General features: G+C 62.3%; 13 protein-coding genes. 4 read left to right on the plus strand and 9 right to left on the minus strand.

Going from position 1 to position 14,334, the window contains the following annotated elements; all coding sequences use genetic code 11:
• Positions 1–3: 3 nt before the first annotated feature.
• Both SX1_RS06530 and SX1_RS06535 read right to left on the minus strand, forming a co-directional pair.
• Complete coding sequence (locus SX1_RS06530; protein ID WP_026149549.1) at positions 4–1,188, minus strand: acetyl-CoA C-acyltransferase; 1,185 nt, start codon at positions 1,186–1,188, stop codon at positions 4–6.
• An 11-nt stretch (positions 1,189–1,199) separates the two neighbouring features.
• Positions 1,200–2,324, minus strand: a complete 1,125-nt coding sequence (locus tag SX1_RS06535) for an acyl-CoA dehydrogenase family protein (RefSeq protein ID WP_019052361.1) — start codon at positions 2,322–2,324, stop codon at positions 1,200–1,202.
• 84 nt (positions 2,325–2,408) lie between these two features.
• On the opposite strand from SX1_RS06535, the gene SX1_RS06540 reads away from it, so the two are divergent.
• A complete protein-coding gene (locus tag SX1_RS06540; protein WP_017182422.1) occupies positions 2,409–3,038 on the plus strand; it encodes a TetR/AcrR family transcriptional regulator in 630 nt (209 codons plus the stop codon).
• Here the strand turns inward: SX1_RS06540 and SX1_RS06545 are convergent, their stop codons facing one another.
• Positions 3,039–3,464 carry an acyl-CoA thioesterase gene (locus tag SX1_RS06545; RefSeq protein ID WP_017182421.1) on the minus strand — a complete coding sequence of 142 codons (426 nt, stop codon included), beginning with the start codon at positions 3,462–3,464 and terminating at the stop codon, positions 3,039–3,041.
• A complete protein-coding gene (locus SX1_RS06550; protein WP_019052362.1) occupies positions 3,461–4,129 on the minus strand; it encodes a glutathione S-transferase family protein in 669 nt (222 codons plus the stop codon). Before SX1_RS06550 ends, SX1_RS06545 begins: the two co-directional genes overlap by 4 nt.
• A 238-nt stretch (positions 4,130–4,367) precedes the next feature.
• Between SX1_RS06550 and SX1_RS06555 the strand changes: the two genes are divergently transcribed.
• The 3 genes from SX1_RS06555 to SX1_RS06565 are packed head-to-tail and all read left to right on the plus strand — an operon-like array spanning position 4,368 to position 7,395.
• Complete coding sequence (locus SX1_RS06555) at positions 4,368–5,120, plus strand: glutathione S-transferase family protein (protein ID WP_019052363.1); 753 nt, start codon at positions 4,368–4,370, stop codon at positions 5,118–5,120.
• Positions 5,121–5,125: 5 nt separating this feature from the next.
• Positions 5,126–5,947 (plus strand): glutathione S-transferase family protein, encoded by an 822-nt coding sequence (locus tag SX1_RS06560; protein WP_255209712.1) that lies wholly within the window; start codon positions 5,126–5,128, stop codon positions 5,945–5,947.
• A gap of 11 nt (positions 5,948–5,958) precedes the next feature.
• The gene (locus SX1_RS06565; protein WP_019052365.1) at positions 5,959–7,395 is read left to right on the plus strand and encodes an aldehyde dehydrogenase family protein; all 1,437 of its coding nucleotides are present in this window, start codon (positions 5,959–5,961) and stop codon (positions 7,393–7,395) included.
• Between the two features lie 78 nt (positions 7,396–7,473).
• On the opposite strand, the gene SX1_RS06570 is transcribed toward SX1_RS06565, so the two are convergent.
• The 5 genes from SX1_RS06570 to SX1_RS06590 form a co-directional block, all read right to left on the minus strand.
• Positions 7,474–8,559 carry an NAD(P)-dependent alcohol dehydrogenase gene (locus tag SX1_RS06570; protein WP_019052366.1) on the minus strand — a complete coding sequence of 362 codons (1,086 nt, stop codon included), beginning with the start codon at positions 8,557–8,559 and terminating at the stop codon, positions 7,474–7,476.
• Between the two features lie 2 nt (positions 8,560–8,561).
• Complete coding sequence (locus tag SX1_RS06575) at positions 8,562–11,147, minus strand: TonB-dependent receptor (RefSeq protein ID WP_019052367.1); 2,586 nt, start codon at positions 11,145–11,147, stop codon at positions 8,562–8,564.
• A gap of 89 nt (positions 11,148–11,236) precedes the next feature.
• Positions 11,237–12,175: an AraC family transcriptional regulator gene (locus SX1_RS06580; protein ID WP_019052368.1), complete on the minus strand. Its 939-nt coding sequence runs from the start codon at positions 12,173–12,175 to the stop codon at positions 11,237–11,239.
• Between the two features lie 82 nt (positions 12,176–12,257).
• Complete coding sequence (locus SX1_RS06585; RefSeq protein ID WP_019052369.1) at positions 12,258–12,728, minus strand: hypothetical protein; 471 nt, start codon at positions 12,726–12,728, stop codon at positions 12,258–12,260.
• An 8-nt stretch (positions 12,729–12,736) separates the two neighbouring features.
• Positions 12,737–14,206, minus strand: a complete 1,470-nt coding sequence (locus tag SX1_RS06590) for an aldehyde dehydrogenase (RefSeq protein ID WP_019052370.1) — start codon at positions 14,204–14,206, stop codon at positions 12,737–12,739.
• Positions 14,207–14,334: the final 128 nt, after the last annotated feature.

A 14,334-nucleotide genomic window follows, 5' to 3' on the forward strand; every position in this document is an offset into this window, starting at 1 on the left:
CTATCAGGCCAGTTCGATCGCCATCGCGGTTGCTTCGCCGCCGCCGATGCACAGGCTGGCAACGCCGCGCTTCAGCCCGCGCGTTTCCAGCGCGCCGATCAGCGTCGCGACGATGCGCGCGCCCGATGCGCCGATCGGATGACCGAGCGCCGTCGCGCCGCCATTGACGTTCAGCTTATCCGCCGGGATGCCCAATTCCTTGGCGGCGATCATCGCGACGACGGCAAAGGCTTCGTTGACCTCGAACAGGTCGACATCGTCGACCGACCAGCCTGCCTTTTCCAGCAGCTTGCGCATCGCCGGAACCGGGGCGGTGGTGAATTTGGATGGTTCATGAGCGTGTGCGGCAGTGGCCACGACGCGGGCGACGATCGTCATCCCCTGCCTGGTCGCGACGCTCTGCCGCGTCATCACCAGCGCGGCCGCACCGTCCGAAATGGACGACGCATTGGCGGCGGTAATCGTGCCATCCTTAACGAAGGCTGGCTTGAGGCCCGGAATCTTGTCCGGCCGCGCCTTGCCCGGCTGTTCGTCGGTATCGACGATCGTGTCGCCACCCCGGCCCTTGACTGTCACCGGCGTGATTTCGCGGACGAACGCCCCGCTGCCGATCGCCGCATTGGCCCGTTCGAGCGAACGGATGGCATAGTCGTCCTGATCGGCGCGGGTGAACTGATAGTCACGCACCGCTTCTTCGGCGAACACGCCCATCGCCTTGCCGGGTTCATAGGCATCTTCCAGCCCGTCCATCATCATCGTGTCGATGATCCGGTCATGACCGATCCGTGCGCCGCCGCGATGCTTGGGCAGGGCATAGGGGGCGTTGGTCATGCTCTCCATGCCGCCGGCGATCACGACATCGGCCGCGCCCGATGCCAGCGCCTCATGCGCCATGATCGCGGCCTGCATGCCCGAACCGCACATCTTGTTGACGGTCGTGGCCTCAGTGTTCAGGCCAAGACCCGCGCCCAGCGCCGCCTGGCGCGCAGGCGCCTGCCCCAGACCCGCAGGCAGGACGCAGCCCATATAGATGCGATCGACCGCGTCGACCGACACGCCCGCGCGCTCGACCGCTGCCTTGACCGCCGCTGCGCCCAGTTCCGTGGCCTTGAGGGGCGACAAGACACCCTGAAAACCGCCCATCGGCGTGCGGGCATAGCTGGCGATGACGACCGGATCGTCCTGCATATCCATTCCTTTCAAAGACTGCGCGCGATGACCATGCGCTGTATGTCCGACGTGCCTTCGTAAATCTGGCATACCCGCACATCGCGATAGATTTTGGCGACGCCATATTCTTCCAGATAGCCATAGCCACCCAGCGTCTGGAGCGCGCCCGACACGATCTGTTCGGCCGCTTCCGATGCAAACAGCTTGGCCATGGAGGCTTCGGTCAGGCAGGGCTGGCCCGCATCCTTGACCCGCGCGGCGTTCAGCACCAGTTGCCGCGCGGCTTCCAGCCGGGTGGCCAGGTCTGCGAGGCGGAAGCCCACCGCCTGATGTTCCATGATCGGCTTGCCGAAGCTTTTGCGATCCTTGGCATAGGCGACCGCGATGTCGAGCGCGGCCTGCGCCATGCCGACGCATTGCGCAGCTATGCCAATCCGTCCCGTTTCCAGATTCGCGAGCGCTATGCGGTAACCTTGCCCCGGCTGGCCGATCAGCAGTTCATCCTCGACGAACATATCGTCGAAGCGCAGCGCGCAGGTGTCCGACGCGCCCTGCCCCATCTTATGTTCGACCTTGTCGACGCTGTAGCCGGGCCGGTCGGTCGGCACGATGAATACCGACAGGCCCTTCTTGCCTGCGTCCGGGTCCGTCACAGCGACCAGCATCACCACGCCTGCTATCTTGCCCGATGTGATGAACTGCTTGGCGCCGGTGATGCGCCAACCGCCATCGACCTTGATAGCGCGGGTGCGGACGGCCGAAGCGTCCGATCCGGCATCCGCTTCGGTCAGGGCGAAGGCGCCGATTGTCCGGCCGCCGATCAGATCGGGCAGGAAGCGGGCTTTCTGCGTCTCGCTGCCATCCTTGAGCAGGCCGGAAACCAGGATGCTGTTCTGGATCGACACGATGGTGGACAATGCCCCGTCCGCCGCCGCCAGTTCGATCAGCGCCAGCGCGTAGGATACGGCGTCCGCGTCCGCACCGCCAAAGCATTCCGGTGCGGTCATGCCCCACAGGCCCAGTCCTGCCATCTCTTCGAACAGAGCAGACGGATAGCCGCCCTCCGCCTCAAAACGCGCGCTATGCGGGCGGATCGCGTCCTGCGCGAAGCTGCGCACCGTGTCGCGGATGGCTGTCTGGATTTCCGTCAGCATAAAACCCGATCGTCTCTTATATACTCACGGGTATATTGATTATCGACCGGTTTCTTGTCAAGAGAAACGGGTAAGGAGACCAGCTTGCCCCGACCGAACGCCGCACCATCCCCCTTCCGATCGCGCGAGGAACGTGAACGCGATCGTGAGGAGAAGCGCGAAGCCGTGCTGCGGGCCGCGGTACGCATGTTCAACGCGCGCGGTTTTCACGCCACCTCGCTCGACGACGTGGCCGCAAGCCTGGGGATCAGCAAGCCGACCATCTACCATTATCTGGGCAATAAGGAGCAGGTGCTGATCGAGTGCGTGACGCGCGGTCTGCAATTGCTGAGCGCTGCCGCGGATACGGCGCGCGCGCAGCCCGGCGATGGCCTTGCCAGGTTGCGCAGCGTCCTGCGCCGCTATGCACTGGTGATGATGGACGATTTTGGTCGCTGCGTCGTGCGCACTGGCGACGAATTTCTTTCTGCTGAGGGGGCGGCGCTGTTCCGCGCGCGCAAGCGGGCGATCGATCTGTCGATGCGCGCGCTGATCGAAGATGGCATCGCCGATGGTTCGATTGCGCCTTTAGACGTGCGCATGACCGCCTTCACCCTGGCGGGCGCGCTCAATTGGCCGGGGCGCTGGCATGATCCGGATGGGCCGCTCAGCGCCGAGCAGGTCGCCGATTCGCTGGTCGATATATTGATCAGCGGCCTCGCCCCACGCGCCTGATCAGTCAGGGGCGAACAGGGCGCGCACCGCATCTGGCACCCGCTGCGCGCGCAAACCGCCGGGGCGGGTCGTATCCGCTATGGTCCACACGCGCTTTTCGGTGCATTCCACGCACAGCCTGCCATCGAGTGACAGGCGGTGCGCGACGGTGAAGCTGCTATTGCCGAATATGGGCGCGTCCGCTTCCACCAGCACATCGTCGCCATAGGCGGTCGGCACGAAAAAGCGCGCCGACACGTCCACCATCGGGAAGCCCGCAAAAGGCATGGTCGCCAGCATCTCACGCTTTTTAGGCAACCCGGCCTGTTCGAACAGCAGCATGGTGCTTTGGCCGAAAATGTCGAAATAGCGCGGGGCGTGAACGATGCCGGCGGGGTCGCAATGGCCCCATTCGATGCGGACGGTCCGCTGGAGAAATGCTGTCACGCGATGATGGTCTTTCCTTGCAAAATGGTCTTTTCCGCCATGTCCTGCGCCGATGGCGGTTCTGGCACCAGCAGTCCGCGCTGCACCGCAGGACGCTTGGCGATCCGGTCATACCAGCGCAAAAGATGGGGAAATCCGTCTATCTCCACCCCGGCCCAATCATGGCCGCGTACCCAGGGAAAACAGGCAATATCGGCAATGGAATAATCGCCGACCAGATAGTCGCGGGTCGCCAGTTGCGCGTCCAGAACGCCCAACAATCGTTGGCTTTCGCGGGTATAGCGATCGATCACGGATGGCAGCTTTTCTTCGAAATAGCGATTAAATACCGTTGCCTGCCCCATCATCGGGCCAAGCCCCGACATCTGCCACATCACCCACTGGATCACCTGACTGCGCGCCTGTGTGTCTGCGGGAATGAAGCGGTCATATTTTTCCGCCAGATACAGCAGGATCGCGCCCGACTCAAAAACAACGAAATCGCCCGCCGCATGATCGATCAGCGTCGGGATGCGACCATTGGGGTTGAGCGCGACATACCAGTCCTGCTTCTGCACCCGGTCGGTCAGCGCAATCGGCGTTACCGTGTAAGGAACGCCCAGTTCCTCCAGCAGGATAGAGACCTTCCAGCCATTGGGTGTCTCTGACGTCAGCAATTCGAGCATCCGCTTCTCTCCCCGGCGGGATCTTTGCCCGCTCGTGCATCACCCAAGCAAAGCGCGGCCGTCCCGGCAAGGCGAGTGGCGGCGCTATCATTGGCAGTGACAGGTTGCGGCCACCGCCAGCCCGCCGGGTAGCGCCACTGATAGTATAGACAGACGACTTGCGGGCGCTGGCCCGCCCCTGCACCACGGGCAGCGAAAGCGCACAGACGCTGCACATCACAAGGTGAGGAAGTCTGCCATGTTGACGCTCTACAGCTTCGGTCCAGCTGCAAATTCGATGAAACCGCTGCTAACGCTTTATGAAAAGGGGCTGGAGTTCACGCCCCGCTTCGTCGATCCGACCCGGTTCGAGCATCATGAGGATTGGTTCAAGGCCATCAATCCGCGCGGTCAGGTGCCCGCGCTCGACCATGACGGGCATATCATTACCGAATCGACAGTGATCTGCGAATATCTGGAGGATGCATTCCCCGATGCCCCCCGACTGCGCCCGGTCGACCCGGTCGGGATCGCGGAGATGCGCGTCTGGACCAAATGGGTGGACGAATATTTCTGCTGGTGCGTGTCCACCATTGGCTGGGAACGGATGATTGGCCCGATGGCGCGCAAGTTGAGCGATGAGGAATTTGAGGAGAAGCTGAAGCATATCCCGATACCGGAGCAGCAGGCCAAATGGCGCAATGCCCGCGCAGGATTCCCGCAGGCGGTGCTGGACGAGGAGATGCGCAAGATTCGCGTCTCGATCGACCGGCTGGAGAAACGCCTGGCGCAAAGCCCCTGGCTGGCGGGCGACGAATATACGCTGGCCGATATCTGCAATTTCGCGATCGCGAACGGGATGCAATTTGGTCATGCCGATATCGTCAACGGGCAAGCCACGCCACATCTGCTTGCCTGGATCGAGCGGATCAACGCCCGCCCGGCCACGCAGGCGATGTTTGCCAAATCGCAAACGGAAATGCCGCCGCGCCCGGCCATGTCGGCGGCGTGACGGCCATGGCATGGTGTGACGAACCGCCCGGCGGCCAGCTACGCATGTATCATATCCCCGGCTGCCCCTTTTCCGAGCGGATAGAGTTGTTGCTCGACCTGAAAGGGCTGCACGACATCATGGTCGACCATGAGATCGACATATCGCTGGCCCGCCCCGACTGGCTGCTCGCCAAGACGCGCGGCACGACGTCGCTGCCCGCGCTGGAACTGGAAAATGGCGAAACGCTGAAGGAAAGCATGGTCATCATGCGCTATTTCGAAGATCGCTTTCCCGATCCTGCGGTGGCGCGGCGCGACCCGTATGAACATGCCGTCGAGGCGATGCTGTGCGCGACTGACGGGCAGTTTACGGGGGCAGGATACCGCATGATCCTGAACCGCGATCGGGAAAAGCGCGACGCATATCAGGCCGAAGTCGATGCGCAATATGCGCGGCTGAACGATTTTCTGCGCCATTATGCGCCCGACCGCGACTATCTGTTCGACAGGTTTGGCTGGGCAGAGGTCGCCTTCACGCCCATGTTCAAACGATTATGGTTTCTCGACTATTATGAAGCCTATGAGATCCCGCAGCACCTGACCCGATTGTTGCGCTGGCGCGAAGCCTGCCTGTCGCACCCCGTTGCGCAACGCCATCATGGCCATGATGAGTTGATGACGCTCTATTACGACTATGCCCAGGGTGGCGGCAACGGGCGCCTGCCGGAAGGCCGCCGCGTCTCCAGCTTCACGCTCGATCCGCCCTGGACCAACCGCCCCATGCCGCCGCGCGACAAATGGGGAAAGCCCGCCACTGATGCCGACCTTGGCCTTCTTCACGCATAAGGACCTGCCCCATGCCCAATACATGCAAACATTATATCGATGGCCAATGGGTCGACAGCCAGGGGGGACGCATGATTGCGGTGATGAACCCCGCAACCGATGCCAGCGCGACAGACATGATCCTTGGCACCGCAGCCGATGTCGATGCCGCCGTGATCGCCGCGCGCCGCGCATTTGAAACCTTCTCGCTCACTAGCAAGGAGGAAAGGATCGCGCTGCTGGAGCGGATCATGGCGGAATATCAAAAGCGCATCCCCGACATAGCTCGCGCCATTGCGACCGAAATGGGCTGCCCCATCTCGATCGCGCAGACGGCGCAGGCAGGGTCGGGTCTTGGTCATCTGGCGCAGTCGCTCGCGGCGCTGAAAGACTATGAATTCAGCGAGAAAATCGGCGACAACAGGGTGGTGCGCGAAGCGATCGGCGTGGTTGCGCTGATCACGCCGTGGAATTGGCCGATGAACCAGATCGTCGCCAAAGTTGGCCCCGCCCTGGCGGCAGGCTGCTCGATGATCCTCAAACCCTCCGAGGAAGCGCCCAGTTGCGCCGCGATCTTTGCCGAGATCATGCACGCCGCGGCTGTCCCGGCCGGTGTGTTCAATCTGGTGCAGGGCGATGGCGACGGGGTCGGTACGGCACTGGCGAGGCATCCTGACATCGATATGGTGAGTTTCACCGGGTCGACGCGTGCAGGAATCATGGTTGCCAAGAACGCAGCCGATACCGTCAAGCGCGTCGCGCAGGAACTGGGCGGAAAGTCACCCAACATCATTTTGCAAGGTACGCCGCTGGACATCGCTCTGCCCGGTGGCGTGGGCGGCGTGCTGCTTAACAGCGGCCAGAGTTGTGTCGCGCCGACGCGCATGCTGGTGCATCGTTCCCAACATGACGAAGCGGCACAAAAGGTCGGGGCGATGTTTGCGGCCAAGAAGGTCGGCGATCCGCAAAGCGAGGGCGACCATATCGGCCCAGTCGTCAGCCAGCGCCAGTGGGACCGCATCCAGTCGCTGATCCAGACCGGGATTGACGAGGGCGCAACGCTGGTAACAGGTGGCCTTGGTCGTCCTGACGGGATGGATCATGGCAGCTATGTGCGCCCGACGGTGTTCGCCAATGTGACGCCGGACATGACGATCGCGCGTGAGGAGATTTTCGGCCCTGTGCTGGTGCTGATGCCCTATGACGATGATGAGGCAGCGATCCGCATCGCCAATGATACGCCCTATGGCCTTGGCGCCTATGTCGCGGGTGATCCGGCCCATGCGCGCAAGTTCGTCAGCCGCCTGCGGGCGGGCGCGGTGTTCGTCAATGCGGGCGGCCTTGCCTTCGACATGCCCTTTGGCGGCTACAAGCAATCGGGCAATGGCCGCGAATTCGGCCGCTTCGGGCTGGAGGAGTTTCTGGAAGTCAAGTCCGTCATCGGCGCTCTGCCGGAGGCGGTGGATTGATGGTGGCCGGGGCGTCCTGCCGCTGTCCACGCACTGCATGAAGATCGAGGACTGACGGCCGCTTCCTGCGAGCGGCCGTCAGTCCTGTGGCATCAACACTACTGGCTTGATCACCGCCCCGCTTTCCGACGCGGCAAAGGCAGCTTCCAGATCGGCAAAGGCATAACGCTTGATCAGCTTTTCCAGCGGTAGCAGACCTTCGCGATAATAAGTGATCAGGCGCGGGATGAATAGCTGCGGGTCGATGCCCCCTTCCACCACGCCGACAATCCGTCGTCCCATGCTCATGATGGATGAAGGGTCGATCGTGAAGCCGCCCGGCGGATAAGCACCGACCAGCGCCAGCGTGCCGCGCTGTGCCAGCCGATCGACCGCAAGGCCGAGCAGCGCCGGGACGCCGGTGGTATCGGCGATATGATCGAACTGTCCGTCAAGCGCGGCCAGATCATCGACTGTCTCGCTCGCGCCCAGTTCGCGCGCGAGCGCAAGGCGGCTGGCATGGCGATCGATCACCGCAATCCGTCCCGCGCCCGCAATGACCGCCGCCATCAGGGCCGACAGGCCGACGGCGCCGGCACCCAGTATCGCAATCGACTGGCCGGGTTGCACCTGTAATGTTTCCAGCACAGTCCCTGCGCCGGTCTGCACTCCGCATCCCAGAGGCGCCAGAATGTCGAGCGGCAGGTCGCGATCGATCCGCACGACATTGTCGCTATGGGCAAGAGCATGGGTGGCAAAGGATGACTGGCCGAAGATATTGCCGCCGATCCGCTCGTCCCCACGCCAGATGGCGCCCTGCCCCGGCTGCATTACCCCCAGAAAGTTGCGCGGCACAAATTCCGCGCAATAGCCGGGCTGATGATCGTGGCAGGCGCTGCACGCGCCGCAACTATGAAAGCTGAGCAACACATGATCGCCCGGCGCGACACCATCCACGCCTGGCCCCACGGTATCGACGACGCCAGCGCCTTCATGGCCCAATATGACGGGGAACGGGATAGGCAGCGCCCCGTCGCGCATCACCATGTCGGTATGGCAGATGCCGCAAGCATGGAGCCTTACCCTGATCTGGCCGGGCCCAGGCGCATCCATGGCCAGTTTTTCGAAACGGAAGGGGCTGCCAGCCCCCTCCACCACCGCCGCGTCGATCGCGATGCTGCCCATGATCAGAATTCGAACCCGAAGCGAACATACCATTCGCGTGGGCGGTTATAGGAGCCAAACATAGCCCCAGCCGCGATGTTCGACCCGCCGGACGTCAGGAAGCGCTTGTCCGTGAGGTTGGTGCCGCCCGCCGTCAGCGACCAGTGGCCGTCGGGCTCACGATAGCTGATCGAGGCGTTCACGATGTCGGTCGATACACGCTTGAGCAGCAAGGTCCGCTGCGTATCGTTCCACGCGCTGGACGTATAGGTCCAGTCCGCCAGCAGCACGACCGATCCGCCATTGCCCAGCGTCGCTTCATAACGCGGGCTGAGATTGACCTTCCATTTGGGCGTTTTGGGGAGAGCCTCGCCCACCAAAGTGCCCGCCTGGAACGGGTTGGCCCCGCCGACAGCAGCAGCGCCTGCCGACACCGACGTATATTGGGCGTCGATATAGCCGATCGCGCCGTTGATCGTCAGGCCATCGACAGGCGCCGCAACCATTTCCAGTTCGAACCCACGAATGCGCGCGTCGCCCGCATTGGCAATGGTTGGCGATGTGCCGATCTGAATATTGAGCTGAATGTCGCGATATTTGGTCGAGAACAACGCCGCATTGATTTGCAGATGGCGGTCGAGCAGCGTCGACTTGATGCCCGCTTCCCAGGTCGTCGCCTTTTCCTCGTTAAAGTCGGGCGCGACATTACCCTGCGGGTTGGTGAGGCGCGTGGTCCAGCCACCCGTCTTATACCCCTTCGACCAGCTGCCATAGAGCATGACATCTTCCGACGGGTGGAGCTGCACCCCGACCTTGGGCGAAAAATCGCTGAATTTCTTGCGATTGACGCCCGGCGTATAGACGCGCACCGGGTTGGTCGGATCAGGATAGCTCAATCCCACCTGGCATGGGATCGGCGCCAGCGGAAATGGGCCGCCGGGGAAGATATTGCCATTGGCGTCGGCGCAGCCAAACAGCTTGTAGTTAAACCCGTTCAGTTCCTGCTGCCCGCCTTCGAACCGCTTGCGTTCATTGGTGTAGCGCCCGCCGATGGTGATGCCGATCAGGTCGATAGGCCGATAGTCGATCTGGCCGAAGAAGGCGTAATTTTTGGTGCTCAACTGGTTGGGGCCATCGACCTGCACCAGACCTTCGCCAAAGGTCACATAGTCATGCAGGTCGCCCGCTTCCTTGAAATAATAGGCCCCCAGCACATAGCGCAGCTTTTCATCGAACGCATTGCCGAGCAGCTGGAATTCCTGGCTGAACTGCCACTGGTTCATGGTGAAGCTGAGTTGCAGGAAGTTGAGCGGCGACCCGTCGGCATCCAGCCCTGCATTCCAGTGCAATTCACGATAGGCCGTGATCGATTTGAGCGCGATATTGTCGGCCAGATCGAAGTCGACAATGCCGCTCAACCCCCAGCTTTCCAAATTGGAATAGCTGTTGCCGCTGGCATAGCTGCGGTCCTTGTTGGCAATCAGGTAGCGGCCATCCCAGGGCAGCCGGTCATTGGCCGGGTTGCCATCGACATTCGCGCTGGCGACGCTGGCCAGCTGGAATTGCGGATTGAACTGGGTACCCGATACGCCGCACAGCGCCTGGGCGTTGCGCGCCGCGATTTCCGCGCCCGTGCTGCCGATGCAGAAATTATACAGGCCGGCAAACAGGAAGCCGGTAGTCCCGGTCGGGTCGAAGGCCGTACCGGGCAGGTTGGTCGTGCCAGCGAAATTGCCGGGTACGAACTCAGCCGTGCCGATCAGCTTGTTGGCGGACGTCCCCTTGTCCTTGCTATAGTCGCCGGAGAAGGTCGCCCGCACAGCGCCGCCATTGTCCCAGCGCAGCTTTCCGCGCAGGTTCCAGTTGTCGTTGGCCCCTTCCTTGTTGGCGCTGTCATAGCCAGCGGCGGAAAAGGCGGTGAAGGGGGGCGCATTATTGGCGCGCTGGTCCGGATAACGCAGGCGCTTGAGGAACCCGTCGCGCGACTTGATGCCAAAGGTCAAGGCAGAGCTGAGGCCATCGGTGACGGGGACGCTTACCGATCCGCGCGCCTGGAACAGATTGTAACTGCCCACCGTCACATCGCCCTTCGCCTTGAACGCGCTGCCCGGATCGGCAGTGACGATGGAGATCGCACCGCCGATCGTGTTGCGACCAAATAGCGTCCCTTGCGGCCCCTTGAGGATTTCAACCCGTTCGACGTCCAGCAGATCCTGGTTCGCGCCGACGGTACGGGCGAGATAGACGCCGTCCAGATAGATGCCGACGCCCGGATCGATGTTGAAGGCGAAATCGTCCGAGCCGATGCCGCGAATATAGGCGGACAGCACGGCGGTGGAGCCGGAGAAGGGCGTGCCTGCGTCCAGATTGACGTTGGGGGTGATAGCCGAGAGCTGCGCCACGCTGCCGACGGCCCGTTCCTGCAAGGATTCAGAGGTGAAGGCCGAAATGGCGATCGGCACGTCCTGCACATTTTCCGCGCGTTTCTGCGCGGTTACGACGATTTCGGCGATGCCGCCGCTTTGTTCGGCATCCTGCGCCATTGCTGGTGTTACGACCAGCGCGCCGGACGCCATCAGCATCGCAATCATGGACTTGCCCATCTTCATCTCCCCTGGAACATCGCGCCTGTATCGGCGGCTTGATGTCCTGATAGGCGCTATGGAGGCAAAGGTCTTGGATTCAGACGAACCTGGGATCAGGACGCAAGCGAACGCCCGTTGGTGCTTCGCCATTGGCTCGGCGCGACGCCAAAATGCTTGCGAAAACAGCGGGTGAAGAAGGCGGAATCGTTAAAACCGACTTCGAACGCAACGTCGGTAATCGTGCGTCCATCATCGCACGCCAGCAACGCGGCCGCGCGTTCGAGGCGTCGCACGGTGATGAAGGCGGTCGGCGTCAGCCCGACCTGACGGACGAAATTTTTCTGTACGGCGCGCGACGACAGGTTCAGCGCCTGGCCGATCAGCGCCGTGCCAAGGTCGGGATTGCCCAGATGTTCCAGCGCATATTCAATCGGCGAGCGCAGTTGATGGATGGATGGCCTTTCCAATGTGCTGCGACGGCACATCATCTGCGCCGCATCGGCCAGCAATATCCCGGCATCGTCATCCAGATGATCAAACTGGTCGCGCTGCGACCACAGGCCGTGGAGCATATGGGCCATGAACAGGACATGGGGGTTGGTGGACGGCAGCAGGCAACCATGCCAGTCGCGCCCCGCAATATCATCGCCCATCATTGCAACGGGTATTTGCAGGATCAGGCAGTCGTTATACTGCGAAATGTCGATGGAATAGGGATGGCGGTCATCGGCGATCACGATGTCGCCCACGCGGGCAATACTGCTGCGATCGCCGTGCAACATGGTCACCGACCCGCGATGGAGCAGATGGAGCAGCAGATGCCGTTCCTCTCCATCGGTCGCGATCCGGCTGACCTGCGCCCGTTCGCTGCGCGCCCGCGCCAGCCCCACGCCGCCCAGAGACCAGCGCGCCAGATCCGCCTTGATGCCTTCGGGCGCGTGGGCGGTCATGCCGGGGAAGGCTTCGGCAACGACCTCTCGCCAGAAACGCTGGCGACGCGGTGGCGGCACCAGCCGGGTGGAAAAACGCTCGACCGCGCTCAGCGGACGCACTCCACACGATCTAGAACATCATGAGCCATGCCCTGCATCCCTCTCTTCGCCCACCGCGACGCTATAGCTGGTCGTCAGCGAGTCATCCCACAGGAAGAAAAAGTATCCCAAGCATACGAAACTGGCAATATGGCCGATATATCACAGGGTACCAACGCAGCAGGCCGATCAATTCCCTGCGCCATGGCCAGAGCAGGATGGCGTTGAGCAATAGCGTGACGATGCCGAACGCATATTCGACTACGCCCGGATCCAGCACGAAATTCCAGTAACCGATCACGACATTGAGCGGCACGCTGGCCAGCGCGGCAGGCAATACCGCGCGGTTCGCCAGCACCAGCAGCGCCACGATCACCTCCATGATCTTTATCCAGGCGAACAAGCCGCTGTGGATCAGCGCCAGGGTGAATTCCTGCGCCAGCGGCGTGTTGCCCAGCGGCTGAAGATCGAAGGGGGTGAAATATTCTATCCCCGAAAACAGGAACCACCCCCCATAAATGATACGTGCGGCGGTATAGGCGGACCCCTGCCCCCGCCCCTGCGCATCCAGCATGATTATGCTCAAAAGCCGCTGGGCGTGGCGTCGAGCAACATGGTCTTGGTTTCCAGATAGGCGTGCAGGCCTTCCACCCCGCCCTCGCGCCCGATCCCCGATTGCTTGAAGCCGCCAAAAGGCAGGCCGAACTCCATCTTCATGCCATTCTGCCCAAATCCGCCTGCGCGGATGCGACGGCCGATGCGATAGGCGGCATCGGCGTCATTGGTCAGCACCGATCCATTCAGGCCAAAGGCGCTGTCATTGGCGATGCGGATTGCATCCTCCTCATCATCGGCGGGAATAAGGCACAGGACGGGGCCGAAAATTTCCTCCTGCGCGATGCGGCTCTTGTTATCCACATTCGCGAACAGGGTGGGTTCAATGAAATAGCCGCTGTTCATATGGGCAGGACGGTTGCCGCCGGTCACGAGATCGGCACTTGCGCGACCCAGCGCGATATATTCCTCCACCCGTTCAAGCTGGCGCTTCATCGCCACCGGGCCAAGCTGTGTATCGGGCGCATCGCTATGGCCGATGCGGATGCCCTGCATCACCTTCGCAATGGCGTCGGCCAGTTCGTCATGACGATGGCGCGGCACGATCGCACGCGACAGCATGGCGCAAACCTGTCCGCTCATGATCGTGATGGTGTTGCCCAGAATTGCAGCGGCGACCTCTATGGGAAAATCGTCGCGCACGATCGCTGCCGACTTGCCGCCCAGTTCCAGCGTACAGCGCGCGACCCGCCCGGCGCAGACCTCGCCGATCCGCTTGCCCGCCAGCGTCGATCCGGTGAAAGTCACCTTGTCGATGCCGGGGTTGCGGACCAGATGGTCGGATGCGTCGCGTCCCGCCGCGACCAGATTGACCACGCCGGCCGGCACCCCTGCCGCTTCCGCCGCTTCGGCTATGATATAGGCTTCCAGCGGGGTCTCCGGCGACGGCTTCATGATGACGGTGCAGCCTGCAACCATGGCATAGGCGACCTTGGACGACATGATGCCATAGGGCGCGTTCCAGGGCGCGATCGCGGCGACAACGCCAGCGGGTTCCTGCGCCACGATCGCCGTATGGACCTGGCTCGCCGGACGTTTTTCGACAAAGGGAAAGCTGTCGGCATAGCCTGCGATCGCCATGAATGTCGCGGTCGCACCGCCAGTCATGATTGGCGCGAAGCTGGCGAGGCCACCGACCTGCGCCGTCCAGGCGGCCGACAGTTCAGGCGTGCGCTTGCCCAATTCTTCGCCCATCCGCCGCACGATCGCGCCACGCTCGGCAGGCGCCATGGTGGACCATGGGCCATCATCGAACGCCGTGCGTGCGGCAGCGACGGCGCGATCCATGTCCGCTTCGGTTCCATCGACGACGCGGGCAATAACCGCCTCGCTATTGGGCGAAACGATTTCGATCATCCGGTCAGCCGTCGATCCGACCCATGCGCCACCAATGAACAGCTTGTCGGGATGGGCGATATGGATGTTGTCGGGAACCATGGTCTATCCTCTTCCTGGCTGGCGCATTACGCCTTTTCAGCAGCACACTATAACGTTCGTTATTATTATCGCAACCCGTTCGCTCGTTTTTTAGCGCTTGACAGGCTGGGGTGGCGCCAACCAATTAT

Origin of the sequence: Sphingobium xenophagum NBRC 107872, assembly GCF_000367345.1 — a bacterium.
Classification (GTDB): domain Bacteria; phylum Pseudomonadota; class Alphaproteobacteria; order Sphingomonadales; family Sphingomonadaceae; genus Sphingobium; species Sphingobium xenophagum.